General features: G+C 71.0%; 24 protein-coding genes and 2 tRNA genes. 16 read left to right on the top strand and 10 right to left on the bottom strand.

Features of this window, described 5'->3' with window-relative positions; all coding sequences use genetic code 11:
• Nucleotides 1-5 precede the first annotated feature (5 nt).
• Nucleotides 6-686: an AIM24 family protein gene (locus N7925_RS10845; protein ID WP_097935650.1), complete on the top strand. Its 681-nt coding sequence runs from the start codon at nucleotides 6-8 to the stop codon at nucleotides 684-686.
• Nucleotides 687-705: 19 nt separating this feature from the next.
• Nucleotides 706-1,461: an AIM24 family protein gene (locus tag N7925_RS10840; RefSeq protein ID WP_265599450.1), complete on the top strand. Its 756-nt coding sequence runs from the start codon at nucleotides 706-708 to the stop codon at nucleotides 1,459-1,461.
• 79 nt (nucleotides 1,462-1,540) lie between these two features.
• Here N7925_RS10840 and N7925_RS10835 read toward each other — a convergent pair whose 3' ends face one another.
• Together N7925_RS10835 and N7925_RS10830 are read right to left on the bottom strand one after the other, a co-directional pair.
• On the bottom strand, nucleotides 1,541-2,080 hold the full coding sequence (locus tag N7925_RS10835; RefSeq protein WP_265599449.1) for an NUDIX hydrolase: 540 nt from the start codon (nucleotides 2,078-2,080) through the stop codon (nucleotides 1,541-1,543).
• On the bottom strand, nucleotides 2,077-3,558 hold the full coding sequence (locus N7925_RS10830) for a zinc-dependent metalloprotease (protein WP_274343733.1): 1,482 nt from the start codon (nucleotides 3,556-3,558) through the stop codon (nucleotides 2,077-2,079). Before N7925_RS10830 ends, N7925_RS10835 begins: the two co-directional genes overlap by 4 nt.
• A gap of 190 nt (nucleotides 3,559-3,748) precedes the next feature.
• Here N7925_RS10830 and N7925_RS10825 point away from each other — a divergent pair, with 190 nt between their 5' ends.
• The 3 genes from N7925_RS10825 (at nucleotide 3,749) to N7925_RS10815 (ending at nucleotide 6,983) form a co-directional block, all read left to right on the top strand.
• Nucleotides 3,749-4,900, top strand: coding sequence for an SDR family oxidoreductase (locus N7925_RS10825; RefSeq protein WP_265599447.1), 1,152 nt, complete (start codon nucleotides 3,749-3,751; stop codon nucleotides 4,898-4,900).
• A gap of 106 nt (nucleotides 4,901-5,006) precedes the next feature.
• A complete protein-coding gene (locus N7925_RS10820; protein ID WP_215104556.1) occupies nucleotides 5,007-5,468 on the top strand; it encodes a molybdenum cofactor biosynthesis protein MoaE in 462 nt (153 codons plus the stop codon).
• Between the two features lie 399 nt (nucleotides 5,469-5,867).
• Complete coding sequence (locus N7925_RS10815) at nucleotides 5,868-6,983, top strand: YlbL family protein (protein WP_274343732.1); 1,116 nt, start codon at nucleotides 5,868-5,870, stop codon at nucleotides 6,981-6,983.
• Nucleotides 6,984-7,031: 48 nt separating this feature from the next.
• Here N7925_RS10815 and N7925_RS10810 read toward each other — a convergent pair whose 3' ends face one another.
• On the bottom strand, nucleotides 7,032-7,592 hold the full coding sequence (locus N7925_RS10810) for a PPA1309 family protein (RefSeq protein ID WP_265599446.1): 561 nt from the start codon (nucleotides 7,590-7,592) through the stop codon (nucleotides 7,032-7,034).
• A gap of 135 nt (nucleotides 7,593-7,727) precedes the next feature.
• Here N7925_RS10810 and N7925_RS10805 point away from each other — a divergent pair, with 135 nt between their 5' ends.
• The 4 genes from N7925_RS10805 (at nucleotide 7,728) to N7925_RS10790 (ending at nucleotide 13,362) form a co-directional block, all read left to right on the top strand.
• Nucleotides 7,728-10,763: a UPF0182 family protein gene (locus tag N7925_RS10805; RefSeq protein ID WP_265603828.1), complete on the top strand. Its 3,036-nt coding sequence runs from the start codon at nucleotides 7,728-7,730 to the stop codon at nucleotides 10,761-10,763.
• 42 nt (nucleotides 10,764-10,805) lie between these two features.
• Nucleotides 10,806-10,879: transfer RNA gene (locus N7925_RS10800), tRNA-Met, on the top strand.
• 226 nt (nucleotides 10,880-11,105) lie between these two features.
• Nucleotides 11,106-13,178, top strand: coding sequence for a tetratricopeptide repeat protein (locus N7925_RS10795; RefSeq protein ID WP_274343731.1), 2,073 nt, complete (start codon nucleotides 11,106-11,108; stop codon nucleotides 13,176-13,178).
• 110 nt (nucleotides 13,179-13,288) lie between these two features.
• Nucleotides 13,289-13,362, top strand: a tRNA-Met gene (locus N7925_RS10790).
• A 104-nt stretch (nucleotides 13,363-13,466) separates the two neighbouring features.
• On the opposite strand, the gene N7925_RS10785 is transcribed toward N7925_RS10790, so the two are convergent.
• A complete protein-coding gene (locus tag N7925_RS10785; RefSeq protein ID WP_265599444.1) occupies nucleotides 13,467-13,886 on the bottom strand; it encodes a Fur family transcriptional regulator in 420 nt (139 codons plus the stop codon).
• A 171-nt stretch (nucleotides 13,887-14,057) separates the two neighbouring features.
• On the opposite strand from N7925_RS10785, the gene N7925_RS10780 reads away from it, so the two are divergent.
• Complete coding sequence (locus N7925_RS10780) at nucleotides 14,058-15,527, top strand: catalase (protein ID WP_265599443.1); 1,470 nt, start codon at nucleotides 14,058-14,060, stop codon at nucleotides 15,525-15,527.
• Between the two features lie 142 nt (nucleotides 15,528-15,669).
• On the opposite strand, the gene N7925_RS10775 is transcribed toward N7925_RS10780, so the two are convergent.
• Nucleotides 15,670-16,068: a CBS domain-containing protein gene (locus tag N7925_RS10775; RefSeq protein WP_265599442.1), complete on the bottom strand. Its 399-nt coding sequence runs from the start codon at nucleotides 16,066-16,068 to the stop codon at nucleotides 15,670-15,672.
• 198 nt (nucleotides 16,069-16,266) lie between these two features.
• Entirely contained in the window at nucleotides 16,267-17,067 is an 801-nt protein-coding gene (gene hisN / locus N7925_RS10770; RefSeq protein ID WP_018959156.1) for a histidinol-phosphatase, read from the bottom strand.
• 124 nt (nucleotides 17,068-17,191) lie between these two features.
• Between hisN and N7925_RS10765 the strand changes: the two genes are divergently transcribed.
• The gene (locus tag N7925_RS10765; RefSeq protein ID WP_265599441.1) at nucleotides 17,192-17,812 is read left to right on the top strand and encodes a TetR/AcrR family transcriptional regulator; all 621 of its coding nucleotides are present in this window, start codon (nucleotides 17,192-17,194) and stop codon (nucleotides 17,810-17,812) included.
• Here N7925_RS10765 and N7925_RS10760 read toward each other — a convergent pair.
• From N7925_RS10760 to N7925_RS10745, 4 genes are all read right to left on the bottom strand, one after another.
• Nucleotides 17,769-18,092, bottom strand: coding sequence for a DMT family transporter (locus tag N7925_RS10760; RefSeq protein WP_010061553.1), 324 nt, complete (start codon nucleotides 18,090-18,092; stop codon nucleotides 17,769-17,771). The genes N7925_RS10765 and N7925_RS10760 overlap by 44 nt on opposite strands.
• Nucleotides 18,093-18,251: 159 nt before the next feature.
• Entirely contained in the window at nucleotides 18,252-19,268 is a 1,017-nt protein-coding gene (gene rsgA, locus N7925_RS10755) for a ribosome small subunit-dependent GTPase A (protein WP_274343730.1), read from the bottom strand.
• A 3-nt stretch (nucleotides 19,269-19,271) separates the two neighbouring features.
• Nucleotides 19,272-20,624 carry a 3-phosphoshikimate 1-carboxyvinyltransferase gene (aroA, locus tag N7925_RS10750; RefSeq protein WP_274343729.1) on the bottom strand — a complete coding sequence of 451 codons (1,353 nt, stop codon included), beginning with the start codon at nucleotides 20,622-20,624 and terminating at the stop codon, nucleotides 19,272-19,274.
• Between the two features lie 104 nt (nucleotides 20,625-20,728).
• Nucleotides 20,729-21,442 carry a M50 family metallopeptidase gene (locus tag N7925_RS10745; RefSeq protein ID WP_274343728.1) on the bottom strand — a complete coding sequence of 238 codons (714 nt, stop codon included), beginning with the start codon at nucleotides 21,440-21,442 and terminating at the stop codon, nucleotides 20,729-20,731.
• 53 nt (nucleotides 21,443-21,495) lie between these two features.
• Here N7925_RS10745 and N7925_RS10740 point away from each other — a divergent pair, with 53 nt between their 5' ends.
• The 5 genes from N7925_RS10740 (at nucleotide 21,496) to N7925_RS10720 (ending at nucleotide 25,608) form a co-directional block, all read left to right on the top strand.
• Complete coding sequence (locus N7925_RS10740) at nucleotides 21,496-22,311, top strand: SOS response-associated peptidase (protein WP_265599437.1); 816 nt, start codon at nucleotides 21,496-21,498, stop codon at nucleotides 22,309-22,311.
• Between the two features lie 63 nt (nucleotides 22,312-22,374).
• Complete coding sequence (locus N7925_RS10735) at nucleotides 22,375-23,016, top strand: alpha/beta hydrolase family protein (RefSeq protein ID WP_265599436.1); 642 nt, start codon at nucleotides 22,375-22,377, stop codon at nucleotides 23,014-23,016.
• A gap of 324 nt (nucleotides 23,017-23,340) precedes the next feature.
• Nucleotides 23,341-23,997: a sigma-70 family RNA polymerase sigma factor gene (locus N7925_RS10730; RefSeq protein ID WP_007458152.1), complete on the top strand. Its 657-nt coding sequence runs from the start codon at nucleotides 23,341-23,343 to the stop codon at nucleotides 23,995-23,997.
• A complete protein-coding gene (rsrA, locus tag N7925_RS10725; RefSeq protein WP_265599435.1) occupies nucleotides 23,994-24,314 on the top strand; it encodes a mycothiol system anti-sigma-R factor in 321 nt (106 codons plus the stop codon). The genes N7925_RS10730 and rsrA overlap by 4 nt, the downstream gene beginning before the upstream one ends.
• A 298-nt stretch (nucleotides 24,315-24,612) precedes the next feature.
• A complete protein-coding gene (locus tag N7925_RS10720) occupies nucleotides 24,613-25,608 on the top strand; it encodes a tetratricopeptide repeat protein (protein ID WP_018959149.1) in 996 nt (331 codons plus the stop codon).
• Nucleotides 25,609-25,621 lie beyond the last annotated feature (13 nt).

The raw sequence follows: 25,621 nt of genomic DNA, 5'->3' as shown, positions 1-25,621 counted from the left end.
CCGTCATGAACCAGCAACTCGCGGGCTTCGCCCCGACCCCTGTCACTGCCCGTATGGAGAACCACGGCAAGACCATGCTCAAGGTCGCCATGGCCTCCGGGCAGGACCTCTTCGCGCGCACCGGCTCGATGGTGGCGTACGAGGGCTTCATCCAGTACGAGCCCAACCCGCCCGCCGCCCGGCAGATCGCCTCCCAGTGGATCACCGGCGAGGGCGCGCCCGTCATGAAGTGCTCCGGCGACGGACTGCTCTACCTCGCCGACTACGGCGCCGACGTGGTCGTCATCAACCTCGACAACGACTCCATCTCCGTCAACGGCACCAACCTCCTCGCCTTCGACGCCCACCTCACCTGGGGCGTCGAGAAGGTCAAGGGGCTCGCCAAGTTCGCCGGACAGGGTCTGTGGAACGTCGTCGTCCAGGGCACCGGATGGGTCGCCATCACCTCGCGCGGCACTCCGATCGTCGTCGACTGCGGACGCGGCGAGGACGAGACGTACGTCGACCCGGACGCGCTCGTCGCCTGGTCCCCGAACCTCAAGGTGAAGGGCAAGCGGAGCTTCAAGGCCGGATCGCTGATCGGCCGCGGCAGCGGCGAGGCGTACCAGATGGCCTTCTCCGGCCAGGGCATCGTCGTCGTCCAGCCGAGCGAGGACAGCACGGACCGGCTGCGGATCCGGAACTGACGGGGAGGGAGAACACATCATGCAGAGTCCGCTTTTCAGCCACACCGAGCAGCAGACCCAGGACCGCTACGCGATCCAGAACCCGCAGCTCCTGCGCGTCTCGCTGACCGGCCACGACGACGTGCTCGCCCGCAAGGGCGCCATGGTCGCCTACCAGGGCCTGATGGACTTCGACGGGGAATACCAGTCCCAGGGCCAGCGCCGCGCCCGCGCGAACACCGGCGAGGGCCTCGACCTGATGCGCGTGTCCGGCCAGGGCACCGTTTACCTCGCCAACCTCGCGCAGTACATCCACGTCGTGGACGTCGACCGCGAGGGGATGACCGTGGACAGCTCCTACGTCCTCGCGCTCGACTCCTCCCTGCATACCGAGGTCATCGCGGTGGACAGCCAGTACGGGATCTCCGGCAGCGGCAAGTATCAGCTCAACATCTCCGGCTCGGGCAAGGTCGCCCTCATGACCTCGGGCCAGCCCCTGATGATGCAGGTCACGCCCGAGAAGTACGTCAACGTCGACGCGGACGCGATCGTCGCCTGGTCCAGCTCCCTGCGTGTGCAGATGCAGGCCCAGACGCACTCCTCGGGGGTCATCAGGCGTCGCGGCAACACCGGAGAGGGCTGGGAGCTGAGCTTCCTCGGCCAGGGCTTCGCCCTGGTCCAGCCGAGCGAGGTCATGCCTCCGCAGAACGCCCAGATCGGCCAGGGCGCCCGCGCCCAGCTCGGCATGGGCCAGCAGGGCTCCCACGGCCAGAACCAGAACAACGCCTGGAACTGATACCGGCGCCCACAGGGCACAGCGGTAAGGGGCGGCCTCCAGAGAGGCCGCCCCTTACGCATATCCATGCGGCCTGCCGCTACAGCCGGGACCGCGTCGCCTCCAGGAGGCGCACGACGGACGCGTCGGCGACACCGGGCACGTCCGCGTAGCCGAACCAGCGCAGCTCCAGGGACTCCTCGCTGATCCGCTCCGCCGCTCCGGGCGGGGCCAGCGCGGCGTACTGCACATCGAGGTGCCAGTTACAGGGAGACGGAATCGGGTGCCGGTCCAGCCGGACCGGTCCGCCGGGCAGCAGGGTGAGCCCCGTGATGCCTGACTCCTCCGTCGCCTCACGGAGCGCCGCCGCCTCCAGGGTGGCGTCCTGCTCCTCGCAGTGGCCGCCCATCTGGAGCCACATCCGGAGCTTCCGGTGCAAGGTCAGCAGAACCTTCCCCCGCTCCGGATCGATCACCAGGGCGCTCCCCGTCAGATGCCCGGCCCGGCACGCCTTCCCCATGCCGTCCTCGTGCTGTGCCAGGTGATCCAGATAGGCCTGACGCAGCTCGGCCTGGTCACCTGCCTCGTCCCCGGGGGCGTACGCCTTCAGTACGAGGGTGGCATCGTCGTGCAGGGTCACTGGTCGCGGCCGTCCTTGCCGTCCTCGTCGCGCTTGCCCTCGCCCTGATCGTCGGCCTCGGACTCGGCGGCCTCCGGGGCCTCGGAGGCTTCCGGGGCCTTCGGCTTGCCGGAGCGCCCCTGTGCGGCCTCGCCGAGCATCTTGTCCAGCTCGGAGAAGTCGGCCTGCTCGTGATGGACGAAGCCGTCCGGGTCGTCCAGATCGTGGGCCGTCGGCAGCATGTCCGGGTGGGCCCAGAGCGCGTCCCGCCCCTCCAGACCCCGGGCGTCCGTGAGCGAGGCCCACAGGCGCGAGGCGTCCCGCAGCCGGCGCGGGCGCAGCTGGAGACCGATGAGCGTGGCGAACGTCTGCTCGGCCGGACCACCGGAGGCACGGCGCCGGCGCATCGTCTCGCGCAGCGCGTCGGACGAGGTCAGCCGGGACTTCGCAGCCTCGTGGACCACCGCGTCCACCCAGCCCTCCACCAGCGCGAGAGCCGTCTCCAGACGGGCCAGGGACGCCTTCTGCTCGGGCGTGTCCTCCGGCTGGAACATGCCCTGCTGAAGGGCGTCCTGCAACTGCTCCGGCTGTGAGGGGTCGAACTGGCCGACGACATCCTCCAGCTTGCTGGTGTCGACCTTGATGCCGCGGGCGTACGCCTCGACGGCGCCGAACAGATGCGACCGCAGCCACGGCACATGAGCGAAGAGCCGCTGGTGAGCGGCCTCGCGCAGGGCCAGATACAGCCGGACCTCGTCCTGCGGGACGCTGAGGTCCTTGCCGAACTTCTCCACGTTCAGCGGGAGCAGCGCGGCCTTGCCCGCCGGTCCCAGCGGCAGCCCGATGTCGGTGGAACCGACCACCTCACCGGCCAGCACGCCCACGGCCTGCCCGATCTGCTGGCCGAACATGGCGCCGCCCATCGACCGCATCATGCCGATCAGCGGGCCCGCCATGGCCTGCATCTCCTCGGGCAGCACATCGCCCATCGCCAAGCCCACCCGCTCGGCCACCGGGTCGACCAGCTGCTGCCAGGCCGGCAGCGAGGCCTCGACCCACTCCGCGCGGCTCCACGCCACGGTGGAGACCGAACCGGACGGCATCGACGTCACGCCGTCCAGCCACAGGTCCGCCAGCCGCAGCGCCTCGTCGACCGCCGTGCGCTCGGACGGGCCCACACTGGCGTCCTTGGAGCCGTCCGGGGCGCCCTGTGAGACCGTCTGGCGGGCGATCTGCTTGGCCATGTCCCAGTTCACGGGACCGCCCTCGTAGCTCAGCATCTGACCGAGCTGCTGGAAGGCGGCGCCGAGATCGTTCGGATTCATCGAGCCGAACATTGCGGCGAACGGGTTGTCCCCGCCAGCTCCCGGCCCGAATCCGAACGGGCCCCCGGGCCCGCCCGCGCTCTGCCCACCTTCGGTGGGGTCCTTCTTCTTGCCCTCGTCGCCGTTCTCCGGCTCCTCCGGCGGAAGGCCGAATCCGAATGGGGTGTCACTCACGGGTTTCCTCGGCTCGTAGGGCCGCCGGCTCGAACCGGCGGCGACTGCCCGACATCACCATCCAGCGTAGACACCACGCCCGCTTCGGGCCTCAGTGCTCCGCCGACTCCCGGCCTGCGGCAGGATGGACGCCACCTGGTACGTACGCGTCATTCGGGTACGTACTGAAGACAACCGCTGGAGACGCCCGGTGAGTTCCCCAGATCCGCAGGTTCGCGCAGCGCGAAACCTGACCGACCCCTCGCCCGAGAGCACACCCGAAACGAAACGCCCCAGGACCCCCAGAAACCGGGGCCCCGTCGTCGCGGTCACCGGTGCCGCCACCGGCATCGGCGAACTGCTGACCGCCCACCTCGCCGCATCCGACGCGATCAAGCAGGTCATCGCGATCGACGAGCGCCGGGGAGAGGTCTCCGAGGCGACCTGGCACATTCTGGACGTACGGGATCCGGCGATCGCCGAGAAGCTGCGCGGCGCGGACGTCGTCGTCCACCTGGCCCTCGATCTCGACCTGGAGACCGACCCCGCCGCCCGCAGCGCGTACAACGTACGCGGCACCCAGACCGTGCTCACCGCCGCGGCCGCCGTCGGGGTCCACCGGGTCGTGCTGTGCACCTCGGCGATGGTCTACGGGGCGCTCGCCGACAACGATGTGCCGCTCTCCGAGGACGCCGAGCTGCGAGCCACCGCCGAGGCCACCGGGGTCGGCGACCTCCTGGAGATCGAGCGGCTCGGCCGCCGGGCCCCGCGCGCCCACCCCGGGCTCAATGTCACCGTCGTGCGTCCCACCGTCCTGGTCGGCGGCACCGACACCGCCTTGACCCGCTACTTCGAGTCTCCGCGCCTTCTGGTCGTCGCCGGATCGCGCCCCACCTGGCAGTTCTGCCATGTCGAGGACCTGGTGACGGCGCTGGAGTACGCCGCCCTGGAGAAGATCGACGGCGAGTTCGCGGTCGGCTGCGACGGCTGGCTGGAGCAGGAGGAGGTCGAGGAGCTCAGCGGGGTGCGCCGGATGGAGCTGCCCTCCGCCGTCGCGCTCGGGGCCGCCGCCCGGCTGCACCGGATCGGCCTCACCCCGTCCCCGGCCGGTGACCTGGCGTACACGATGCACCCCTGGGTGGTCAGCGTCAGCAGGCTCCACGACGTGGGGTGGCGGCCGAAGTGGACGAACGAGGAGGTGCTCGGAGCCCTCCTCGAAGAGGTCGAGGGCCGCCACACGCTCGCCGGGCGCCGCCTCGGCCGCAAGGACGCCACCGCCGCTGGAGCGGCCGGAGCGACGGTCGCCCTGCTCGGCGCTGCCGCCGTGGTGCGCCGTGCCCGCAAGGCCCGCCGCCGCATCTGACCGCTCGGCCGCGCCCGAGGCCCTGTAGGAGGCTCCAAAGCGGCCGGCCGGCCGCCGGAAGAACAAGCAATTCCGGGATGTCGGAGCCGTACGGCACGATGGGAGCATGGCACCCACCCACGACCACCCCGGCGAGCACGCGGCGGCCGATCCCATCCGGCTGCTGGCGATCCGGGACACCCCGCTCTCCGTCGACGAGGTCTTCCGCGCGGTCGGCGACGACGCGGCGGGCGGCATCGCGCTCTTCGTCGGCACCGTGCGCAACCACGACGCGGGGCAGGACGTCGGCGCGCTCGGCTATTCCTGTCACCCCTCGGCCGAGGACGAACTGCGCCGAGTGGCGGAGAAGGTCGTCGCCGACCACCCGGTCCGCGCACTGGCGGCCGTCCACCGAGTGGGTGAACTCGAGGTGGGCGACCTGGCCGTGGTCGTCGCCGTCGCCTGCCCGCACCGCGCCGAGGCCTTCGACGCCTGCCGCAAGCTCATCGACGACCTCAAGCACGAGGTTCCGATCTGGAAACACCAGCGCTTCTCGGACGGTACGGAGGAGTGGGTCGGAGCCTGCTGAGCGCAAACCGGACCGGGGCGCATCAGCCCCGATTTGCGTAACCGCACCCCCGCCATGAGCGTTGGTCTTCCGGATCGTTAATCTGCTGATCGGGCATCCGGTCGCTCATGGGGTAGGGAGGTCGTGATGGCGGCACTCGCTTGGCTGTTGATTCCACTTTTCGCTGCTGTCGGTGGTGCGATATGGGCGAGTTGGGCTGCCCGCAATCGCACGACCGGCGATGTCACCGAACTCGCCGGCTACGCCAGGTTCCGTGACGCGATGGAGAAATCGCACTCCGGTTCCGGGGCTCTCTGAAGACCGACGCACGCCGCGTGACCACCTTCCGCCGCGTTCCGGTCTCCCCGTACGGACCGGCCCCGGCGGTGCACTGACAGGCCCTTCCCGTACTGTCGTTCCATGCCACGCAGCACCGCGACGATGCTCGCCTCCGCCCTCGTCCTCATCGCGCTGCTCTGCGCAGGCGTGCTGATCAAAGTGCCGTATTCGGAGATGTCCCCCGGACCGACGGTGAACACGCTGGGCGACGCGCGTGGCGAGCCCGTCCTGCAGATCTCCGGTCGCAAGACGTACCCGGCGTCCGGGCACCTCAACATGACGACGGTCCGCGTCACCGGGGCGGAGTACCGGATGAACATCTTCGAGGCCGTCTACGGCTGGCTGGCCCACGACAGCGTCGTGGTGCCGCACGACACGCTCTACCCGGACGGCAAGACCGAGGAGCAGTCCACCCAGGAGAACGCCGAGGAGTTCAGCCAGTCCCAGGAGAGCGCCAAGGTGGCCGCCCTGGAGGAGCTGGACATCCCGGTCGCCACCCAGGTCGTGGTCTCCACGGTGGTCAAGGGCAGCCCCTCCGAGGACAAGCTGCACGCGGGCGACGTGATCAAGGCCGTCGACGGCACCGCGGTCAAGGAGCCCGGCGACGTCGCGAAGCTCGTCACCAAGCACCAGCCCGGCGAAGACGTCACCTTTACCATCATCCCGGCGAAGACCGCCGCCGCGGCCGAGAAGGCCGGGCGCGCCCCCGAGGGCGGCGAGGAGATCACCATCAGGACCGCGAAGGCCCCCGCCGCCGAGGGCGACGGCGAGGGGGGCGGGAAGGACCGGGCGATCGTCGGGATCAGGGCCGGGACGGACCACACGTTCCCGTTCGAGATCGACATCAAGCTCGCGGACGTCGGCGGGCCGAGCGCCGGCCTGATGTTCTCCCTCGGCATCATCGACAAGCTCACCCCGGGTGACCTGACCGGCGGCAAGTTCGTCGCGGGCACCGGCACCATCGACGACGCGGGTACGGTCGGCCCGATCGGCGGCATCAACATGAAGCTGGTCGGGGCCAGGAACGCCGGCGCCCGCTACTTCCTCACCCCCGACGACAACTGCGTGTCGGCCGCCGCCGACACGCCTGACGGGCTCACCCTGGTGCGGGTCAAGACCATCGAGGACGCCACGAAGTCGATGGAGCAGATCCGTACGGGGAAGACCGCGGGCCTGCCGAGCTGCTCGACCGGCTGACGGCCGCGCCGCCCGGGAACCGTACGGCGGCCCCGGGCAGCGGCCCGATCAGGACTCGAACGTCGCCGCCAGCGCCTCGGCCAGGCCGGGCACCAGACCGGAGCCGGTCAGCACCTCGGTGGGGGAGTCCTTCTCGCGCAGCCGTACGGCGGACTCGCGGGCCCCGTCCCGCAGGACGGCCACGGTCATCCGCACCTCCTGCCGGTCGGGGTGCTTGGCGACCCACTGGGTCAGCTGCTTGTCGTTCAGACCCTCCGGCACGGAGGTCTCGGCGGACGGCGGCAGCATCAGCCGTTCCACCGTCATGGCGCAGCCGACCACGGCGTCGGGCCAGGCGATCGTGCCGAGGAAGTCGTCGAGCGCGGTGCCCGGCGGAAGTTCGTCCTGCTCGATCGGGGTGAGTGCGGCGACGGAGGAGCTGGGGTCCTCCAGGCCCAGCTGACGGGCGAGACCGGGCTCCTGGACCCGCAGCTGTGCGGTGTCGACCAGGGCGAACAGCCGGGCGGGCTGGTCCCAGCCGAGGTTGGAGGCATAGGCGTCGATTTCGAGGACGGCGACGGTGAGCGGACTCGCGGCCATCGGGGGTCCTGCGGGGGAAACGTTGGGCATGGGCAATATCCTGCCTCCTTCCGCCCCGGGAACGGGAACTAGGTAAAGCCTCAGTAAGTTGCATAGGTGGGCTCCAGGATCGCTGGGCCCGTCCACACGACCGCGAACTACGAGGTGCGCACGTTGGCTTTCCAGATGCCGGACCGCGGCGGAGGCCCGACCGGGCCACGGATCAGAGTCGGCCGCCCGTCCCGGCGCGCCCGTACCCTGCTCATGACTTTGGGTGTCCTGGCGGTTCTCGCCATGGCCTTCGTCATGTTCGCCGGGTTCTGGACGGACTGGCTCTGGTACAGGTCGGTCGCGTATTCATCCGTCTTCACCACCACCCTGTGGACCAAGATCGGGCTGTTCCTCGTCTTCGGACTGCTGATGGCGATCGCCATCGGTGTGAACATCTGGCTCGCGCACCGGCTCCGGCCGCCGCTGAGCGCGATGTCTCTGGAGCAGCAGAGCCTGGACCGCTACCGGATGAGCATCGCCCCCTACAAGAAGTGGGTGCTGCTCGCCGTCACGGCGCTCGTCGCGCTGATCGCCGGAGCTTCCGCCTCCGGCCAGTGGCGTACGTGGCTGCTGTACGTCAACGGCGTGCCGTTCAACCAGAAGGACCCCCAGTTCGGGCTGGACGTCGCCTTCTTCGCTTTCGACCTGCCGTTCTACCGCTTCCTGCTGGGCTTCGGCTTCGCGGCGACCGTGCTCTCGCTGATCGCCGCCGCGCTGACCCACTATCTGTACGGTGGGCTGCGCATCACCAGCCCCGGCGCCCGCGCCACCGGGGCGGCCACCGGCCACCTCTCGGTACTGCTGGGCATCTTCGTCTCCCTGAAGGCCGTGGCGTACTGGCTCGACCGGTACGGGCTGGCGGTGAAGTCCAGTGACTTCAAGGCCGCGGACAACTGGACGGGCCTGCGGTACGTCGACGCCAACGCCTACCTCCCGGCGAAGACCATCCTGTTCTGCATCGCGGCCATCTGCGCCGTGCTGTTCTTCGCGACGCTGTGGCGCCGCACCTGGCAGCTCCCGGTCATCGGCTTCGGCCTGATGGTGCTCTCGGCGATCCTGATCGGCGGGCTCTACCCGGCGATCGTGCAGAAGTTCCAGGTCCAGCCGAACGAGCAGGCCAAGGAAGCGGAGTTCATCAAGAAGAACATCAATGCCACACGCGACGCGTATGACATCGATGACGCCACGGTGGACGACTACGAGGGCCAGGCGACGACGGAGGACGACACCAAGCTGCGGGCGGCGGCCAGCACGGCCGCCAGCTACCGGGTGATGGACCCCAACGTCGTCTCCCCGGCCTTCCAGCAGCTCCAGCAGCGGAGGAACTACTACCAGTTCCCCAAGACACTGGACGTCGACCGCTACAAGGACAAGGACGGCAAGGAGCAGGACACCGTCATCGGTCTGCGTGAGCTGAACATCCAGGGCCTGCCCAAGCGGAACTGGATCAACGACCACTTCACGTACACCCACGGCTACGGCGCCATCGCGGCCAAGGGCACCACCACCGGGACGAATCCGACGGGGTCTCCGGACTTCAGCGAGTCGGGGCTGCCCACCACCGGTGAGTTCGGCAAGTACGAGCAGCGGATCTACTACGGCGAGAACACCCAGCAGTACTCCATCGTCGGCGGGCCCCAGAAGGAGCTCGACTACGAGGAGGACGGCGAGAAGACCACCAGCTACAAGGGCGACAGCGGGGTCAACCTCTCCAACACCTTCAACCGTGCCGCGTACGCGGTCTCCTTCAGCGAGCCGCAGATCATGTACTCGGGAGCCATCGGTGAGGGCTCGCGGATCCTGTACAACCGCACGCCCAAGGAGCGCGTCGAGGCGGTCGCCCCGTGGCTGACCATCGACGGCGACGCCTACCCGGCGGTCGTCGACGGCCGGATCCAGTGGATCGTCGACGCGTACACCACGAGCAACGGCTATCCGTACGCGTCCCGGACCACGCTCGGCGACACCACGGCCGACTCGCTGACCACCAACCAGCGCGCGGTCGTCGCCCAGCAGAACCAGGTCAACTACATCCGCAACTCGGTTAAGGCCACCGTCGACGCCTATGACGGCAAGGTCAAGCTCTACGAGTGGGACACCAAGGACCCGGTCCTCAAGACCTGGCGCAAGGCGTTCCCGGGGACGGTCGAGTCCCGCGGGGAGATTCCGCAGGAGCTCATGGACCACCTGCGGTATCCGCAGGACCTCTTCAAGGTCCAGCGCGAGCTGCTCACCCGCTATCACGTCGAGGACCCCGCGCAGTTCTACAGCGGCAGTGACGCGTGGCAGGTGCCGGACGACCCGACCAACAAGGAGCCCGGCTCCGTCCCGCCGTACTACCTGAGCATGAAGATGCCGGGCCAGGACGAGCAGCAGTTCTCGCTGACCACCACGTTCACTCCCCGAGGGCGCCCCAACCTGGGTGCCTTCATGGCGGTGAACGCGGACGCGGCCAGCAAGGACTACGGCGAGATGCGGCTGCTACGGGTCACCTCCACGGTGAAGGGCCCCGGCCAGGTACAGAGTGAGCTCAACGGCAACGAGGACGTCGCCACGTTCGTGCGGGACCTCAAGGGCACGGACTCCGACATCGAGTACGGCAACCTGCTGACGGTGCCGCTCGAAGGCGGCTTCCTCTACATCGAGCCCGTCTACACGCGCGGTGGCAACCAGAACTACCCGCTGCTGCGCAAGGTGGCCGCCTCGTACGGTTCGAAGATCGTCTTCGAGAACAGCCTCGGGGAGGCGCTCAACGCCGTCTTCGGGGTCGAGGACGACGGGGCCACGCCACCGCCCGACACCGAGGAGCCGCCGGGCGAGACCGATGAGCCCCCGGCCACCGGCAGCGCGGCGCTCAAGAAGGCCATCGCGGACGCCCAGAAGGCGTACTCGGACGGTGAGAAGGCGCTGCAGGAGCAGGACTGGCCGGCCTACGGCAAGGCCCAGGAGGCTCTTCAGGACGCCCTGGAGCGAGCCGCCGCCGCGCAGCCCAAGGCGGGCAGCGAGGGGGACAAGGCCGACGGCGCCGAGAAGCCGGCGGACGACGCCAAGCCGGACAGCTCGGCCGAGCCCGCGAGCGCCGGGAAGCCGGCGGACGCGGAGAAGGCGGATCCGGCGAGGAAGCCGGATGCGGCCGAAGGAGCCGAGAAGGGCTCCGACCAGGGCAGCTGAGAAGAGTCCACCCCGCGTCGTGGTACGGTTTGAACACAACGACGCGGGGTGGAGCAGCTCGGTAGCTCGCTGGGCTCATAACCCAGAGGTCGCAGGTTCAAATCCTGTCCCCGCTACGGAAAAGACGAAGGCCCGGATCCCAAGGGATCCGGGCCTTCGTCGTGCCTGTTGTGCGTGCAGGCCGTGTCGGTCCCAAGCTGGGGGCGTGAAGTGCGGTTCGCTGGGCACCAGTTGCTTCCGAACGTGTTTGACTTGTCTCCCTGTGGGCATGTCGACAAAACGCTGTAGTGACCTTACTGCCCGCGATATACCAGGTGTACGCGGGTTACAGGTGGTGCGACGATGGTATTTATGGGGGACAGGGCAACTCTGTTGGAGACAGGGCGGTTTGTGCAGCAGCGCGGCCAAGATGGTGAAAGCGCGGTAGACGCGGCTTTCGCTGCTGCCATCGCCGGGGCGGGCGCACCGGTCCAGCGGACCGGCGCCATCGACGCGAGCGCCATCGTGACCGCGTCCGACGAGGACACCACGGACGCGGTCGACGCCGCGGACAGCGCCGAGAGCGAGGCGCGCCACCGGCGCGCCGCCGACGCGGGGGACACCGCGTCCATGAGCGTCCTGGGCGCGCTGCTGCTGCGCCGTGGCGAGCTGGACGGCGCCGAGCGGTATCTGCGCGCCGCCACCGCCGACGGGGACCGCGCCGCCGCGAACAACCTGGGCGTCCTGCTGCACCAGCGCGGCTACCCGGACGAGGCCGCCGGCTGGTGGCGCATCGCCGCCGTGGCCGGATCCGCCGCCGCCGCACACGCGCTCGGCCGGCACTTCCGCGAGCGCGGCGACGAGCCCGGCGCGGAGTACTGGCTGCGCCAGTCCGCCGAGCAGGGCCACGCGCTGGGCGCGTACGCGCTGGCCGACCTGCTGGAGCACCGCGGCGACGTCGGCGCCGAGCGCTGGCTGCGCGCCGCCGCGGAACAGGGGCACCGTGAGGCCGCCTACCGGCTGGCCCGCGCCCTGGAGCGGAAGGCCGTCAAGGACCCGCACGAGGCCTTCGGCCTGGGCAGGGGCACCGCTTCCGGGCGAACCGGAACGGGCCTCGGCCTCCCCGTCGCCCCGCCCGCACCCCCGTATGACGGACGGGCGACGGGTACCGCGGGCACCAGGAGCGCGGCCGACGGCGACAGCCCCGTGGCGGGACCCGCCGCCGGCCGGGTCGGCGAGGCCGAGCAGTGGTACCGCCAGGCCGCAGCCCGGGGCCACCGGCGCGCCGCCCTGCACCTCGGCGCGATCCTGGAGCAGCGCGGCGAGCTCAAGGAGGCCGGACGCTGGTACCTCACCTCGGCCAAGGACGGCGAGCCGCGCGCCGCCTGCGCGCTGGGCTTCCTGCTGCGCGACGCGGGCGACGAGGAGAGCGCCGCCGTGTGGTGGCTGCGGGCCGCCCAGGACGGCGACGGCAACGCCGCCAACGCGCTCGGCGCGCTGCACGCCGCACGCGGTGAGCAGCAGACCGCCGAGCGCTGGTACCGGGCCGCCATGGACGCGGGCGACGTCAACGGGGCGTACAACCTCGGGCTGCTCTGTGCCGCCCAGGACCGCACCCCGCAGGCCGAGCAGTGGTACCGCCGCGCCGCGTACGCCGGGCACCGCGAGGCCGCCAACGCGCTCGCGGTGCTGCTCCTCCAGGCCGGCGACCACGCCGGGGCCGAGCCCTGGTTCTCCAAGGCGGCCGAGGCGGGCAGTGTCGACGCGGCCTTCAACCTCGGCATCCTGCACGCCGGGCGCGACGAGGACCGTACGGCGCTGGGCTGGTACGAGCGCGCCGCGGCTGCCGGGCACACCGACGCCGCACTCCAGGTCGGCATGGCCCTGCTGCGCGACGGCGAGGACCGGGAGGCCGAGCGGCACCTGCGCTGCGCCGCGGGCGGCGGCAGCGCCGAGGCCGCGTTCCGGCTGGCCGGGGTGCTGGACGCCCGCCAGCCGCCGCCGGGACCGCCCGCCCTGGGCGAGCCGATGCCGGAGAAGACCGAGTGCGAGGAGTGGTACGAGCGGGCCGCCCAGCAGGGGCACCGCCGTGCCCAGGTCCGGGTCGGCATGCTCGCCGCCGCCCGCGGGGACGTGGAGAGCGCCGCCCACTGGTACCGGGAGGCCGCCGAGGCGGGCAGCCGCAACGGGGCCTTCAACCTCGGGCTGCTGCTGGCCCGTGAGGGCAGCGAGCGCGAGGCCGCCCTGTGGTGGAGCCGTGCGGCCGCCGCCGGACACGGCCGTGCCGCGCTGCGCCTGGCGCTCCTCGCCGCCCGCCGGGGCGAGCTGACCGAGGGGCAGCGCTGGTGCGCCCGGGCGGTGGAGCTGGGCCCGGCCGAGGTGGCCGAGCGGGCCGCGCGGCTGCGCGAGGCGCTGCACCAGGAGCTGACGGCGTAGGGCGTGTCCGGCGGATCAGCACCGGACAGGGCCCAGCCCTGTCGGATCCACGGGTCGGCGTGAATGAATTTGCGCCGCCCGACCTGCTGACGTAATGTTGCATTCACCGACGCGGGGTGGAGCAGCTCGGTAGCTCGCTGGGCTCATAACCCAGAGGTCGCAGGTTCAAATCCTGTCCCCGCTACTGAAAAGACGAAGGCCCGGATCTCATCGAGATCCGGGCCTTCGTCATGTCCGGTGACCGTGCAGAAGCCGGGCCCGCCCGGAGGCGGGCCCGAAGGGGCCGGGTCAGGCGGTGGTGGCGCAGCTGGGGCAGACGCCGCGGTACGTCACCTCGACGCCGGAGACCATGAAGCCGTAGCGCTCGTCCGTCGGCAGGTCCGCCAGCGGGTTGCCCGCGGGGTGCACGTCCCTGATCGCGCCGCACCGGGCGCACACCAGGTGGTGGTGCGGGTGGTGCGCGTTCGGGTCGTAGCGCTTGGCCCGGCGGTCCGTGGATACCTCCAGCACCTCACCGAGGGACACCATCTCGCCGAGGGTGTTGTAGACGGTGGCGCGCGAGATCTCGGGCAGCCGGGAAACGGCCCTCGCGTGGACCTCGTCCGCCGTCAGGTGTACGTGGTCCCCGTCGAGGACCTCGGCCACGACACGCCGCTGCGCCGTCATACGCCAGCCGCGTCCACGAAGTCGTTCCAGCAGGTCGCTCATGCAGCCCAGCCTAACAGTGGGGGAACCGAGTCCCGATCGGGTGTGACTTTGGATGCTCGCTTGACTTAGACAATGTCCATTGTAGGATCGAGACCGGCATACGCCAAGGGACAGGCTGTGCGGAAACATCGGACCGACGATCGAGGTCGGCCGATCACTGATGTGCAGGACATGACGCAGGAGGCGCACGTGACGCAGGGACCGCTCACTACGGAGGCCGGCGCGCCGGTAGCCGACAACCAGAACAGCGAGACCGCTGGCGCCGGCGGTCCGGTTCTGGTCCAGGACCAGGCGCTGCTGGAGAAGCTCGCCCACTTCAACCGCGAGCGCATCCCGGAGCGGATCGTGCACGCCCGCGGCGCCGGTGCCTACGGCACCTTCACGCTGACCCGCGACGTCTCGCAGTGGACCCGGGCGAAGTTCCTCTCCGAGGTCGGCAAGCAGACCGAGACCTTCCTGCGCTTCTCCACCGTCGCGGGCAACCTCGGCTCCGCCGACGCCGTGCGCGACCCCCGCGGCTTCGCGCTGAAGTTCTACACCGAAGAGGGCAACTACGACCTCGTCGGCAACAACACCCCGGTGTTCTTCATCAAGGACGCCATCAAGTTCCCCGACTTCATCCACACCCAGAAGCGCGACCCGTACACCGGCTCGCAGGAGGCGGACAACGTCTGGGACTTCTGGGGGCTGTCGCCGGAGTCGACGCACCAGGTGACCTGGCTCTTCGGCGACCGCGGCATCCCGGCCACGCTGCGCCACATGAACGGGTACGGCTCGCACACGTTCCAGTGGAACAACGAGGCCGGCGAGGTCTTCTGGGTCAAGTACCACTTCAAGACCGACCAGGGGATCAAGAACCTCACCACCGAGGAGGCCGTCCGGCTCTCCGGTGTCGACCCCGACAGCCACCAGCGCGATCTGCGCGAGTCGATCGAGCGCGGTGACTTCCCGTCCTGGACGGTGCAGGTCCAGATCATGCCCGCGGCGGACGCGGCCGGCTACCGCTTCAACCCGTTCGACCTCACCAAGGTGTGGCCGCACGCGGACTACCCGCCGATCGAGATCGGCAAGCTGGAGCTCAACCGCAATCCGCAGAACGTCTTCGCCGAGGTCGAGCAGTCGATCTTCAGCCCCGCGCACTTCGTGCCGGGCATCGGCCCCTCCCCGGACAAGATGCTCCAGGGTCGCCTCTTCGCGTACGGCGACGCCCACCGCTACCGCGTCGGCATCAACGCCGACCACCTGCCGGTGAACCGCCCGCACGCCACCGAGGCGCGGACCAACAGCCGGGACGGCCTTCTCTACGACGGCCGTCACCAGGGCGCCAAGAACTACGAGCCGAACAGCTTCGGCGGCCCGTTCCAGACGGACCGCCCGCTGTGGCAGCCGCTCCCGGTCACCGGCACCACCGGTAACACCGAGGCCCCCGTCCACGCCGAGGACAACGACTTCGTGCAGGCGGGCAACCTCTACCGGCTCTACTCGGAGGACGAGAAGACCCGGCTGATCGAGAACCTCGCCGGGTTCATCGCCAAGGTCTCGCGCGACGACATCGCCGAGCGCGCGATCAACAACTTCCGCCAGGCGGACGGCGACTTCGGCAAGCGGCTGGAAGCCGCGGTCCAGGCCCTCCGCGGCTGACCGGACGCCTGCCGTCGACCGTGGGTCGGATCCCCTCGCGGGGGGACCCGGCCCACCGGTCGTTCCGGCGCCGGACACACGCCGGGGGCGGACACACGCCGGGGGCGGACACACGCCGGGGGCGGACACACGCCGGGGGCGGTCAGCCGGCGGCCGCGACCGTACGCCGGACGGGCGCCCAGCAGCGGATGATGTCGCGCACCGACACGATGCCCACCGGCCCGTCGCCGTCCAGCACGATCAGATGCCGGAATCCGCCATGCGTCATGGCCTCCGCGGCCTCCTCCAGGGTCCAGGCCGGGGCGGCGAACACCACGTCGGTGGTGGTGTGGGCGGACGCGGTCTCCCGGTCGGGGTCCAGCCCCGATCCGATCGCATCGAGGATGTCGCGCTCGGTGATGATGCCGAGCCCGCAGGTATCCGGATCGTGGACGACGGCTGCCCCGATGCGGCGGGCCGACATCAGTCGGGCCGCCTGGCGGAGCGTATGGGCGGGACCGATGGTGAGGACCACCGTGCTCATGGCGTCACGGACGAGCATGAAACGAGCCACCTCCTCGGCGAGCCGACTCTGTGAGTCGATTCACAAGTTCACAAGTGGGGGGCTCTCAGAGTTGCACCCTTGGGGCGGGTCGACAAGGGGTGGGTGAAGCGCGGGGAGGGCGCCCGAAAAGCACACAACGCGCCCCCGGCACGTTTCACGGACCGTACGGTTTCGGACGGACCCGAAAGGGTGCGGTCAGTACCGCTGGTTCAGATAACCCAGCAGCTCGTCGTGGAGCGGCCCGTTGGAGGCCGCTGCGTTTCCGCCGCCCGGACCGTCCACCCCGTCCAGCGAGGTGAACCGGCCCCCCGCCTCCTGCACGATGATCGCGGTCGCCGCCATGTCCCACAGCGACAGCTCCGGCTCCGCGCAGATGTCCACGGAACCCTCGGCGACCATCATGTACGGCCAGAAGTCCCCGTACCCCCGCGTACGCCAGCAGGCCCGGGTGAGGTCCAGGAGGCCGTCGAGTCGGCCCTGCGCCTCCCAGCCGGCCAGCGAGGAGAACGCGAACGAGGCGTCGGCGATCCGTTCCACCTTCGACACGTGCATCCGGGTCGCGGAGGTGAGGCTGCGCCCGGTGAAAGCGCCCGCGCCCTTCGCCGCCCACCAGCGCCGGTTCAGCGCGGGCGCGGAGACCACGCCCATGACCGGCTGGAACCCTTCCTCGCCCGCCTCCATCAGCGAGATCAGCGTCGCCCACACCGGGACACCGCGCACGTAGTTCTTGGTGCCGTCGATCGGGTCGATCACCCAGCGCCGAGGTCCGCTGCCCTCGATCCCGTACTCCTCGCCCAGGATCGCGTCCCTCGGCCGGGCCCGCTGCAGGTGGCCCCGGATCAGCTCCTCGGCGGCCTTGTCGGCCTCGCTCACCGGCGTCATGTCCGGCTTGGTCTCCACCTTCAGGTCGAGAGCCTTGAACCGGTCCATCGTCACCGCGTCGGCGGCGTCCGCCAGTACGTGGGCCAGGCGCAGATCATCGTGGTAGTCGGGCATGCCGTCACAGTATCCAGCGCCGCCGGGCGCGGGCTACAGCGCCCCCGCGCCGCCCGGCACCCTTGACAGCCCCCGGGAGCGCGTCAACTCTGAACCGCAGGGTCCCGGGGCGGGGGAGGCGACGATGCCGACAGCGCGGCAGGCACTGCTGGACGCCGCCCTCAGGGCGCTGGACGAGGGGCCCTGGCGCACGGTGCGCATGGTTGACGTCGCGGCCCTGGCCGGCGTCTCGCGGCAGACCCTCTACAACGAGTTCGGCACGAAGGGCGGACTGGCCGGGGCCCTGCTGCGACGGGCCGCCGACGGCTATCTCGCCGGGGTGGACCGCGCCCTGACCGCCCCCGCCCCCGACCGTCCGGCCGCCGTCGCGCTCTGGACCGTGCGGGCCGCCCGCCAGGACGCGCTGGTCAAGGCGCTGCTCACGGGGTGCTGGGCGGAGGGGCTGCCCCGCCCGGAAAGTCGGCCGAGCCCCCGGGGACGTACGGGCGGGAGACCGCCGCCGGCCCCCGAGGAGCTGCTCGCCCTCGTACGGGACCGGATGGTGGCGGTGTCACCCGGGGCCGCCGCCGGGCGTTGCGAGATCGCGCTACGCCTCGCGCTGTCCTGCGTGCTCGTCCCGGTGCCGGGCGACGACGCCGCGGACAGCCGTGCGCTCGGGCTCGTCAGGGAAGGGGCGCGGGCTGCGGTTCCGGCGGGTGGTCTCAGTGGGCCGAGCCGGACAGCTGGAGGCCGATCACCCCGATGATCACCAGCGAGATCGACACCAGCTTCAGCGTGGAGACCACGTCACCGAGGAAGATCATGCCGTAGATCGCCGTCCCGGCCGCCCCGATCCCGGTCCACACCGCGTACGCCGGACCGACGTCGAGCTTCTTCAGCGCCAGGGTCAGCAGACCGAAACTGCCCAGCGCGAACGCGGCGAACGCGATGGTCGGCCAGAGCCGGGTGAATCCGTGGGAAAGCTTCAGACACACGGCGAAGCCGGTCTCCAGCAGTCCTGCGACCACGACCAGCAGCCAGGGCATCGTCAGTTGCCTCCCGCATAGGTGACCGGCATCGGTTCGGGAACGTACCCGGTGGACGGCATGATCGCACTGCCCACTCGGTGCGATTATGCCTTTACCAGTCGTTGAAGCCCGCAAACATGCCCGCGCTGCCCCGGCCGATTCCGGCCGGATGAGCCGTCAGTCGCCCTCGCGCCGTTCCCGGGTCGCCAGCAGCCGGCGCAGGGAGTCCAGCCGTGCCGGGTCGGCGTGCCCCTCCGCCACCCAGGCGTCCAGCGCGCACTCCGGCTGGTTCTCGTCGTGGGTGCAGCCGCGCGGGCAGTTCTCGGTGCCCGGCTGCAGGTCCGGGAAGGCGTTGATGACCCGGGACGGGTCGACGTGGTGCAGCCCGAAGGAGCGCACGCCCGGGGTGTCGACCACCCAGCCCCGGTCGCCGGGCAGCGGCAGCGCGAGGGCCGAGGTGGTGGTGTGCCGCCCCCGGCCGGTGACCGCGTTGACGATGCCGGTGGTCCGTCGCCGCTCCGGGGGCACCAGGGCGTTGACCAGCGTCGTCTTGCCGACCCCGGAGTGCCCGACGAAGGCGGTGACGCGGTCGTTGAGGAACTCGCGCACCCGGTCCGCCGAGTCCCCGCTCTCCAGCTCCTCACGGCTGGTCACGATGTACGGCACGCCGAGCGGGGTGTACGCCTCCAGCAGCGCGTCCGGAGACGCCAGGTCGGACTTGGTCAGCACCAGGAGCGGGGTGAGCCCACCGTCGTACGCCGCCACCAGACAGCGGTCGATCATGCGCGGGCGGGGCTCCGGGTCGGCCAGCGCCGTGACGATCGCCAGCTGGTCCGCGTTGGCGACGACCACGCGCTCGTACGGATCGTCGTCGTCCGCCGTGCGGCGCAGCACCGTACGGCGCGGGGAGATCCGCACGATCCGGGCCAGGGTGTCCTTCTCGCCGGAGAGGTCGCCGACGATGGAGACGGTGTCGCCCACCACGGCGGCCTTGCGGCCCAGTTCGCGGGCCTTCATCGCCACCACGGTCCGACCCTCGACGAGGCAGGTGAGCCGGCCCCGGTCGACGGTGAGGACCATGCCGTCCTCGGCGTCCTCGTGCTTGGGCCGGATGTGCGTACGCGGCCGGTTGCCCTTGCGGTTGGGGCGGAAGCGGATGTCGTCCTCGTCGGGATTCTTCCCGTAACGGCGCATCTTCTAGGCCTCGAGCATTCCGGTCCACATGTCCGGGAAGTCCGGCAGGGTCTTGGCGGTCGTGCCCACGTTCTCGATCTCCACGCCCTTCACCGCCAGGCCGATGATCGCCCCGGCGGTGGCCATGCGGTGGTCGTCGTACGTGTGGAAGACGCCGCCGTGCAGCGGGCGCGGGCGGATGTGCAGCCCGTCGGCCGTCTCGGTGACATCGCCGCCGAGCTCGTTGATCTCCTTGGTCAGCGCGGCCAGCCGGTCCGTCTCGTGCAGCCGCAGATGGGCGACGCCGCTCAGCGTGGAGGGGGAGTCGGCCAGCGCCGCGACCGCCGCGATGCCCGGGGTCAGCTCGCCGACCTCGCCGAGGTCCACGTCGATGCCGTGGATACGGCCCGTACCGGTGAAGGTCAGCCCGCGCTCGGTCAGCTCGCAGCTGCCGCCCATCGCGGTGAAGATCTCGCGCAGCGCGTCGCCCGGCTGGGTGGTGCGCTCGGGCCAGTCGGGGATCGTGACCCGGCCGCCGGTCACCAGGGCGGCGGCCAGGAACGGCTGGGCGTTGGACAGGTCCGGCTCGATCGTCAGGTCGCGGCCGAGCAGCGCGGAGGGCGAGACCCGCCACACATTCGGCTCGCCGCCCGTCTCCGGTTCGTCCACCTGCGCGCCGACGGCCCGCAGCATGTCGACGGTCATCCGGATGTGCGGCATCGAGGGGAGCGTGGACCCGGTGTGCCGGACCTCCACGCCCTGGTTGAAGCGCGGTCCCGACAGCAGCAGCGCCGAGACGAACTGCGAGGAGGACGAGGCGTCGATGGACACCGGGCCGCCCTCCAGGGCCCCGCCGCCGTGCACGGTCAGCGGCAGCGCCCCGCGCCCGTCGTCGTCGATCCGCGCGCCGAGCGCCCGCAGCGCCTCGATCACGCCGGTCAGCGGGCGCTCGTAGGACCGGGGGTCGCCGTCGAAGCGGACCGGACCGTCGGAGAGTGTGGCGACGGGCGGCAGGAAGCGCATGACCGTGCCGGCGTTGCCGACGTCGACCGCCGCCGGGCCGTGCAGCCCCGCCGGGATGACCCGCCAGGCCTCGCCCGAACTGTCCGGGGAGGCCGCGGCGGACGGGCTGGAGGCGGACGAGGAGGAGACGGTCTCCTCGATCCCGACGCCCATGGCGCGCAGCGCGTCAGCCATGAGCAGGGTGTCGCGGGAGCGCAGCGGGCGGCGCAGCCAGCCCGGCTCGGCGGCCAGCGAGGCCAGCACGAGTGCGCGGTTGGTGACCGATTTGGATCCGGGCACGGTGACGGTCGCGTCGACGGCTCCGCTCGCGTGGGGGGCGGGCCAGAGGGCGGGGTGCACGGAACTCTCGGTCATGGCCCTTACTTTAGTGGCTCCCCGCAAACCCGGATCGTCACCAAAAGGGCGGAAACCGCCTCGTAATGAAGGAGTGGTACGGACCGGGGCGGCTCAATCGGCCCTCACCACCCCAGCAACCACCGCCCGCCGCCGATCAGCGAGCACAGCGACACCGCGTGGAAGAGGAAGAGCCACAGCACCGCCGGGGCGTGGGTCAGCCGGGCCAGCTGGTCCGCGTCGGAGTCCGGGGCGCCGCCGTGGCGCCGCTTGGACTGGAGCTCGAACGGCGGCCGCACCCCGCCCAGCAGCAGGAACCACACCACCGCGTACGCGAACGCCGACTGGACGTCCGAGGAGGCCAGCCAGGACACCAGCAGGAACGCGGTGCCGGTCAGAATGACGGTGAGGGCCCCGTACACATTGCGGATCATCACCAGCATCACCGCGAGCAGGGCCGTCGCCACCCACAGCAGGAGGGTGATCCTGCCGTTGGTCAGGAGCCAGGCACCGCCCAGGCCCAGCAGCGAGGGGGCCGTGTAGCCCGCCGCCGCCGTGAGGATCATGCCGATCCCCGTCGGCTTGCCGCGGCTCACGGTCAGGCCGCTGGTGTCCGAGTGCAGCCGGATGCCGGAGAGCCGGCGCCCGGTGAGCAGCGCCACCAGCCCGTGGCCGCCCTCGTGCGCGATGGTGATGGTGTTGCGCGCGAGCCGCCATATCGGGTTGGGCACGACGGCGATGAGGGCGAGCGTGGCCGTCACCACCACCAGCCACTGCTCGGGAGCGGACTGGGTTCCGGTGACGCGATCCCACAGATCGCCCAATTCGGTGCTGTTCATCGGCCGGGCGGCTCCTTGCGGTCGGGGTGGGCGGTCGTGGCAGTCTGGCACCTATGTGCGGACGGTATGCGGCGAGCCGGAACCCCGAGGACCTGACCGGGCTCTTCGGCGTCGAGAAGTGGGAACCCACCGAGACCCTGGAGCCGGACTGGAACGTGGCGCCGACCAAAGAGGTCTACGCGGTTCTGGAGCGTCCTGTTAAGGACGCCGACGACCAGCGTCCGGTTCGCCAGCTGCGTGCCCTGAAATGGGGACTCGTGCCGTCCTGGTCGAAGACCCCCGAAGGCGCCGCCCGGATGATCAACGCCCGCGCGGAGACCGTGCACGAGAAGCCTTCCTTCCGCCGCGCCTTCGCCCAGCGCCGCTGCATCCTGCCCGCCGACGGCTACTACGAGTGGGTCACCGGTTCGGAGGAACGGCAGCTGGAGGAGAAGAAGGGCAAGAAGCGGGCTCGCAAGCAGCCCTACTTCGTGACCCCCGCCGACGGGTCCGTATTCGCGATGGCCGGACTGTACGAGTTCTGGCGCGACGCGACACTGCCCGGCGACCACGGACACGCCTGGTGGGTGACGTGCTCGGTGATCACCACCGAGGCGGAGACCACCCCGCTGGCCGTCGCCCCCGCCGAGGGGCCCGGCGCGCTCGCCGACATCCACCCCCGGATGCCGCTGATGCTCACCCCCGACCGCTGGGACACCTGGCTGGATCCCACGCACACGGGTGTCGAGGAGCTGCGCGCGCTGCTGGAGCCGCCGCCCGGCGGGCTGATGCGCGCCTACCCGGTCGCCACCACCGTCAGCAACGTGCGCAACAACGGGCCCGAACTGCTGGAGGAGCTGGCCGCGCCGGAGGAGTCCACGCTGTTCTGAGCGGCGCGCGGGAGCGTGGGTGGCCGGCGGGAGCTGGGCGGCCGCCCGGGAGAGGATGGCGCGGTGAGCCGTCAACCACGTACGCAGAACGTCACCACCGACGCCGGTGAGGCCCGGATCACCTGGGTCCCAGCGCCCGCGCCCCGCCTCGTGCTGGCCGTGAGCCACGGGGCGGGCGGCGGCATCGAGGCCCGCGATCTGAAGGCCCTGGCCGCGGCCCTGCCCGGGCACGGCGTCACCGTCGCCCTGGTGGAGCAGCCGTGGCGGGTGGCCGGAAAGAAGGTCGCCCCCGCCCCGAAGACCCTGGACACCGGCTGGCGCGGTCTGTGGCCCGCCCTGGCCGCTCCCGGCCTTCCCGTCGTCTCCGGGGGCCGCAGCGCCGGGGCCCGGGTCGCCTGCCGTACGGCGACGGAGCTGGGCGCGGCGGCTGTCCTCGCGCTCAGCTTCCCGCTGCATCCCCCGGGCAGGCCCGAGAAGTCCCGCGCCGACGAACTGCTCGGCGCCGGAGTGCCCACCCTGGTGGTGCAGGGCGGCAACGATCCGTTCGGCCGTCCCGACGAGTTCCCGCCCGGCCCGTACGAGCTGGCCGAAGTGGACCGCGGCGACCACGGGTTCGCGGTGCCGAAGAGGTCGGGGCGGACCGAGGAGGAGACGATGCGCGTCCTCACCGACGCGGTGGCCGGGTGGATCGCGTCACTCGGATGACCGGATCCGCCCCGGAGTGACCCGGGCCTCACGCACGTGGCACAGGCCCCGGGAATGCTCCGCCGGGGGGCGCTGTTGTTCGGGACGTCGGTACAGATACGTGGTACCCCCGAACAACGTGGAGAGGGAGTCCGTCGCATGGGTTCGACCATCTGCCCCAGCCGCTCGAACGCCGCTGACCTGGAGTGGACCGTGCTGCCTGCGGCGAGGACCAGCCACGAGCGGCCGGCGGGCGGTGCTGATCGAGCGCCCGTCTCGAAGCAAGGTCGACTATTCTCCGATGCGAGCGGGTCCGGTTTCGGCTCCGCCACATCGTTGGAGGAGGTGGGTCCGGTCACTGGGACCGACACAGGGACCGACGACGGCCGTGCACCCGAGACGTCCGCCGAGCGCAACGCGCGCTTCGAGCGGGACGCCCTCGGCTTTCTCGACCAGATGTACTCGGCCGCACTGCGCATGACGCGTAACCCGGCCGATGCCGAGGACCTGGTCCAGGAGACCTACGCCAAGGCGTACGGCTCCTTCCACCAGTTCCGTGAGGGTACGAACCTCAAGGCGTGGATGTACCGCATTCTGACCAACACCTTCATCAACTCGTACCGCAAGAAGCAGCGGGAGCCCCAGCGCAGCGCCGCCGAGGAGATCGAGGACTGGCAGCTGGCACGGGCCGAGTCGCACATGTCGACCGGTCTGCGTTCGGCGGAGTCCCAGGCGCTCGACCATCTCCCGGACTCCGACGTGAAGTCGGCGCTCCAGGCGATTCCCGAGGAGTTCCGCATCGCCGTGTATCTCGCCGATGTCGAGGGCTTTGCCTACAAGGAGATCGCGGACATCATGGGGACTCCCATCGGTACGGTGATGTCCCGGCTGCACCGTGGCCGCCGCCAGCTGCGCGGCATGCTGGAGGACTACGCCCGTGAGCGCGGGCTCGTCGCGGCCGGCGCCGGTGACTCGGACGATCGGAAGGGCTCGGCCTCATGAGCTGCGGAGAGCCGCACGAGACGGATTGCTCGGAGGTCCTCGACCATCTCTACGAGTTTCTCGACCGGGAGATGCCCGAGGGCGACTGCACCAAGTTCGAGGTGCACTTCGAGGAGTGCTCCCCGTGCCTGGAGAAGTACGGCCTCGAACAGGCCGTGAAGAAGCTGGTCAAGCGCTGCTGCGGGCAGGACGACGTCCCGGCCGACCTGCGCTCCAAGGTGATGGGCCGGATCGACCTGATCCGGGCCGGCGAGGCCGTGCCCGAGCAGGATCTGACCGTGCAGGACGCCGACCGGTCGGCGTCCGCCGCCGAGTAGTCCACCCGCAGATGCACCGGCGGATCCCCGAGGTCCGGTGCGACGGCCGCTGTGCCCCGATCGCCCGGGCACAGCGGCCCACGCATGTCCGGGGCAGCGCTGGAGCGGCTCGGCCCCGGCACCGGGCGGGGCCACCGGCAACCGGTGGCCAAGGCGTGGGGACGCGCCTTCGCGCGGGCGGTCTGACCCCGGCCGGAGCTGGGTAACCCATGGGTAATGAGCGGGCGTCCGGCCGGGCATGGTTGGATGCGAAAGCAGAGCGAATGACGAGGGTGTCCAGTCGGGACAGGCGGGAATCGTGAGGATCTTCGGGAAGGTACGGCATCGGCCGTCCGCCTCTTGGCGGCAGGCCACGGACCGCGCGTTCACGCTGATCGGCGACGGCCGGTACGAGGACGCGGGGGCGCTGCTGACGCGCGCGGCGGATCTGGAGCCCTGGCTCTCGGAGTCCTGGTTCAATCTGGCGCTGCTGCACAAGTTCCGGCACGACTGGGAGCAGGCGAGGGCGGCGGGACTGCGGGCCGTCGCGCTGCTCGACCGGGAGTCGGGCGCCCCGGACTGGTGGAACGTCGGGATCGCGGCCACCGCGCTCCAGGACTGGCCGCTGGCGCGGCGGGCCTGGCAGGCGTACGGACTGAAGGTCCCCGGCGGCGGTCAGCACAGCGCGGCCACCACCGAGCCGACCGGTATGGAGCTGGGCAGCGCCGCCGTGCGGCTCTCGCCGGAGGGCGAGGCCGAGGTGGTCTGGGGCCGCCGGCTCGACCCGGCCCGGATCGAGGTGCTCTCGATCCCGCTGCCGTCCTCCGGGCGGCGCTGGGGCGAGGTCGTCCTGCACGACGGGGTGCCCAACGGCGAGCGGGTCACCGCGGCCGGGCCCTCGTATCCGGTGTTCGACGAGATCGAGCTGTGGGCCCCGTCCCCGGTGCCGACCTGGGTGGTGCTGCTGGAGGCGGCGACCGAGGACGACCGGGACGCGCTGGAGAAGCTGGCCTCGGACGCCGGGTTCGCCGCCGAGGACTGGTCCTCCTCCGTACGGCTGCTGTGCCGGGCGTGCTCGGAGAGCCGGATGGAGAGCGACGAGGGCGACGGGGAGCACCTGGACCCGCACGATCACAGCGAGCCGGGCCATCCCGGGCCGCTGGGCCACCGCACCGCGGGCGCCGGAGACCTGTGGGTCCCGGAGCGCGAGTGCGGTCTCGCGGCCCCCGCCGGGCTGGTGCGCGGCCTGCTGGACGGCTGGGTCGCCGACAGCCCGGACAGCCGCGAGTGGCGGGATCTCGAAGAAGTCTGCTGACCTCTGCCCGTAG

The sequence above is a fragment of the Streptomyces sp. CA-278952 genome, from assembly GCF_028747205.1.
GTDB lineage: Bacteria > Actinomycetota > Actinomycetes > Streptomycetales > Streptomycetaceae > Streptomyces.
This window is presented reverse-complemented; position numbering and strand designations above follow the sequence as displayed.

Excerpts from the sequence above, each read along its gene's own strand:
- N7925_RS10845 (WP_097935650.1), top strand. The coding sequence starts at position 6 with ATGAACCAGCAACTCGCGGGCTTCGCCCCGACCCCTGTCACTGCCCGT.
- N7925_RS10840 (WP_265599450.1), top strand. The coding sequence starts at position 706 with ATGCAGAGTCCGCTTTTCAGCCACACCGAGCAGCAGACCCAGGACCGC.
- N7925_RS10820 (WP_215104556.1), top strand. The coding sequence starts at position 5,007 with ATGGCACCCACCCACGACCACCCCGGCGAGCACGCGGCGGCCGATCCC.
- N7925_RS10815 (WP_274343732.1), top strand. The coding sequence starts at position 5,868 with ATGCCACGCAGCACCGCGACGATGCTCGCCTCCGCCCTCGTCCTCATC.
- N7925_RS10810 (WP_265599446.1), bottom strand. The coding sequence starts at position 7,592 with ATGCCCAACGTTTCCCCCGCAGGACCCCCGATGGCCGCGAGTCCGCTC.
- N7925_RS10805 (WP_265603828.1), top strand. The coding sequence starts at position 7,728 with ATGCCGGACCGCGGCGGAGGCCCGACCGGGCCACGGATCAGAGTCGGC.
- N7925_RS10795 (WP_274343731.1), top strand. The coding sequence starts at position 11,106 with ATGGTATTTATGGGGGACAGGGCAACTCTGTTGGAGACAGGGCGGTTT.
- N7925_RS10785 (WP_265599444.1), bottom strand. The coding sequence starts at position 13,886 with ATGAGCGACCTGCTGGAACGACTTCGTGGACGCGGCTGGCGTATGACG.
- N7925_RS10780 (WP_265599443.1), top strand. The coding sequence starts at position 14,058 with ATGACGCAGGAGGCGCACGTGACGCAGGGACCGCTCACTACGGAGGCC.
- N7925_RS10775 (WP_265599442.1), bottom strand. The coding sequence starts at position 16,068 with ATGCTCGTCCGTGACGCCATGAGCACGGTGGTCCTCACCATCGGTCCC.
- hisN (WP_018959156.1), bottom strand. The coding sequence starts at position 17,067 with ATGCCCGACTACCACGATGATCTGCGCCTGGCCCACGTACTGGCGGAC.
- N7925_RS10765 (WP_265599441.1), top strand. The coding sequence starts at position 17,192 with ATGCCGACAGCGCGGCAGGCACTGCTGGACGCCGCCCTCAGGGCGCTG.
- N7925_RS10760 (WP_010061553.1), bottom strand. The coding sequence starts at position 18,092 with ATGCCCTGGCTGCTGGTCGTGGTCGCAGGACTGCTGGAGACCGGCTTC.
- rsgA (WP_274343730.1), bottom strand. The coding sequence starts at position 19,268 with ATGCGCCGTTACGGGAAGAATCCCGACGAGGACGACATCCGCTTCCGC.
- aroA (WP_274343729.1), bottom strand. The coding sequence starts at position 20,624 with ATGACCGAGAGTTCCGTGCACCCCGCCCTCTGGCCCGCCCCCCACGCG.
- N7925_RS10745 (WP_274343728.1), bottom strand. The coding sequence starts at position 21,442 with ATGAACAGCACCGAATTGGGCGATCTGTGGGATCGCGTCACCGGAACC.
- N7925_RS10740 (WP_265599437.1), top strand. The coding sequence starts at position 21,496 with ATGTGCGGACGGTATGCGGCGAGCCGGAACCCCGAGGACCTGACCGGG.
- rsrA (WP_265599435.1), top strand. The coding sequence starts at position 23,994 with ATGAGCTGCGGAGAGCCGCACGAGACGGATTGCTCGGAGGTCCTCGAC.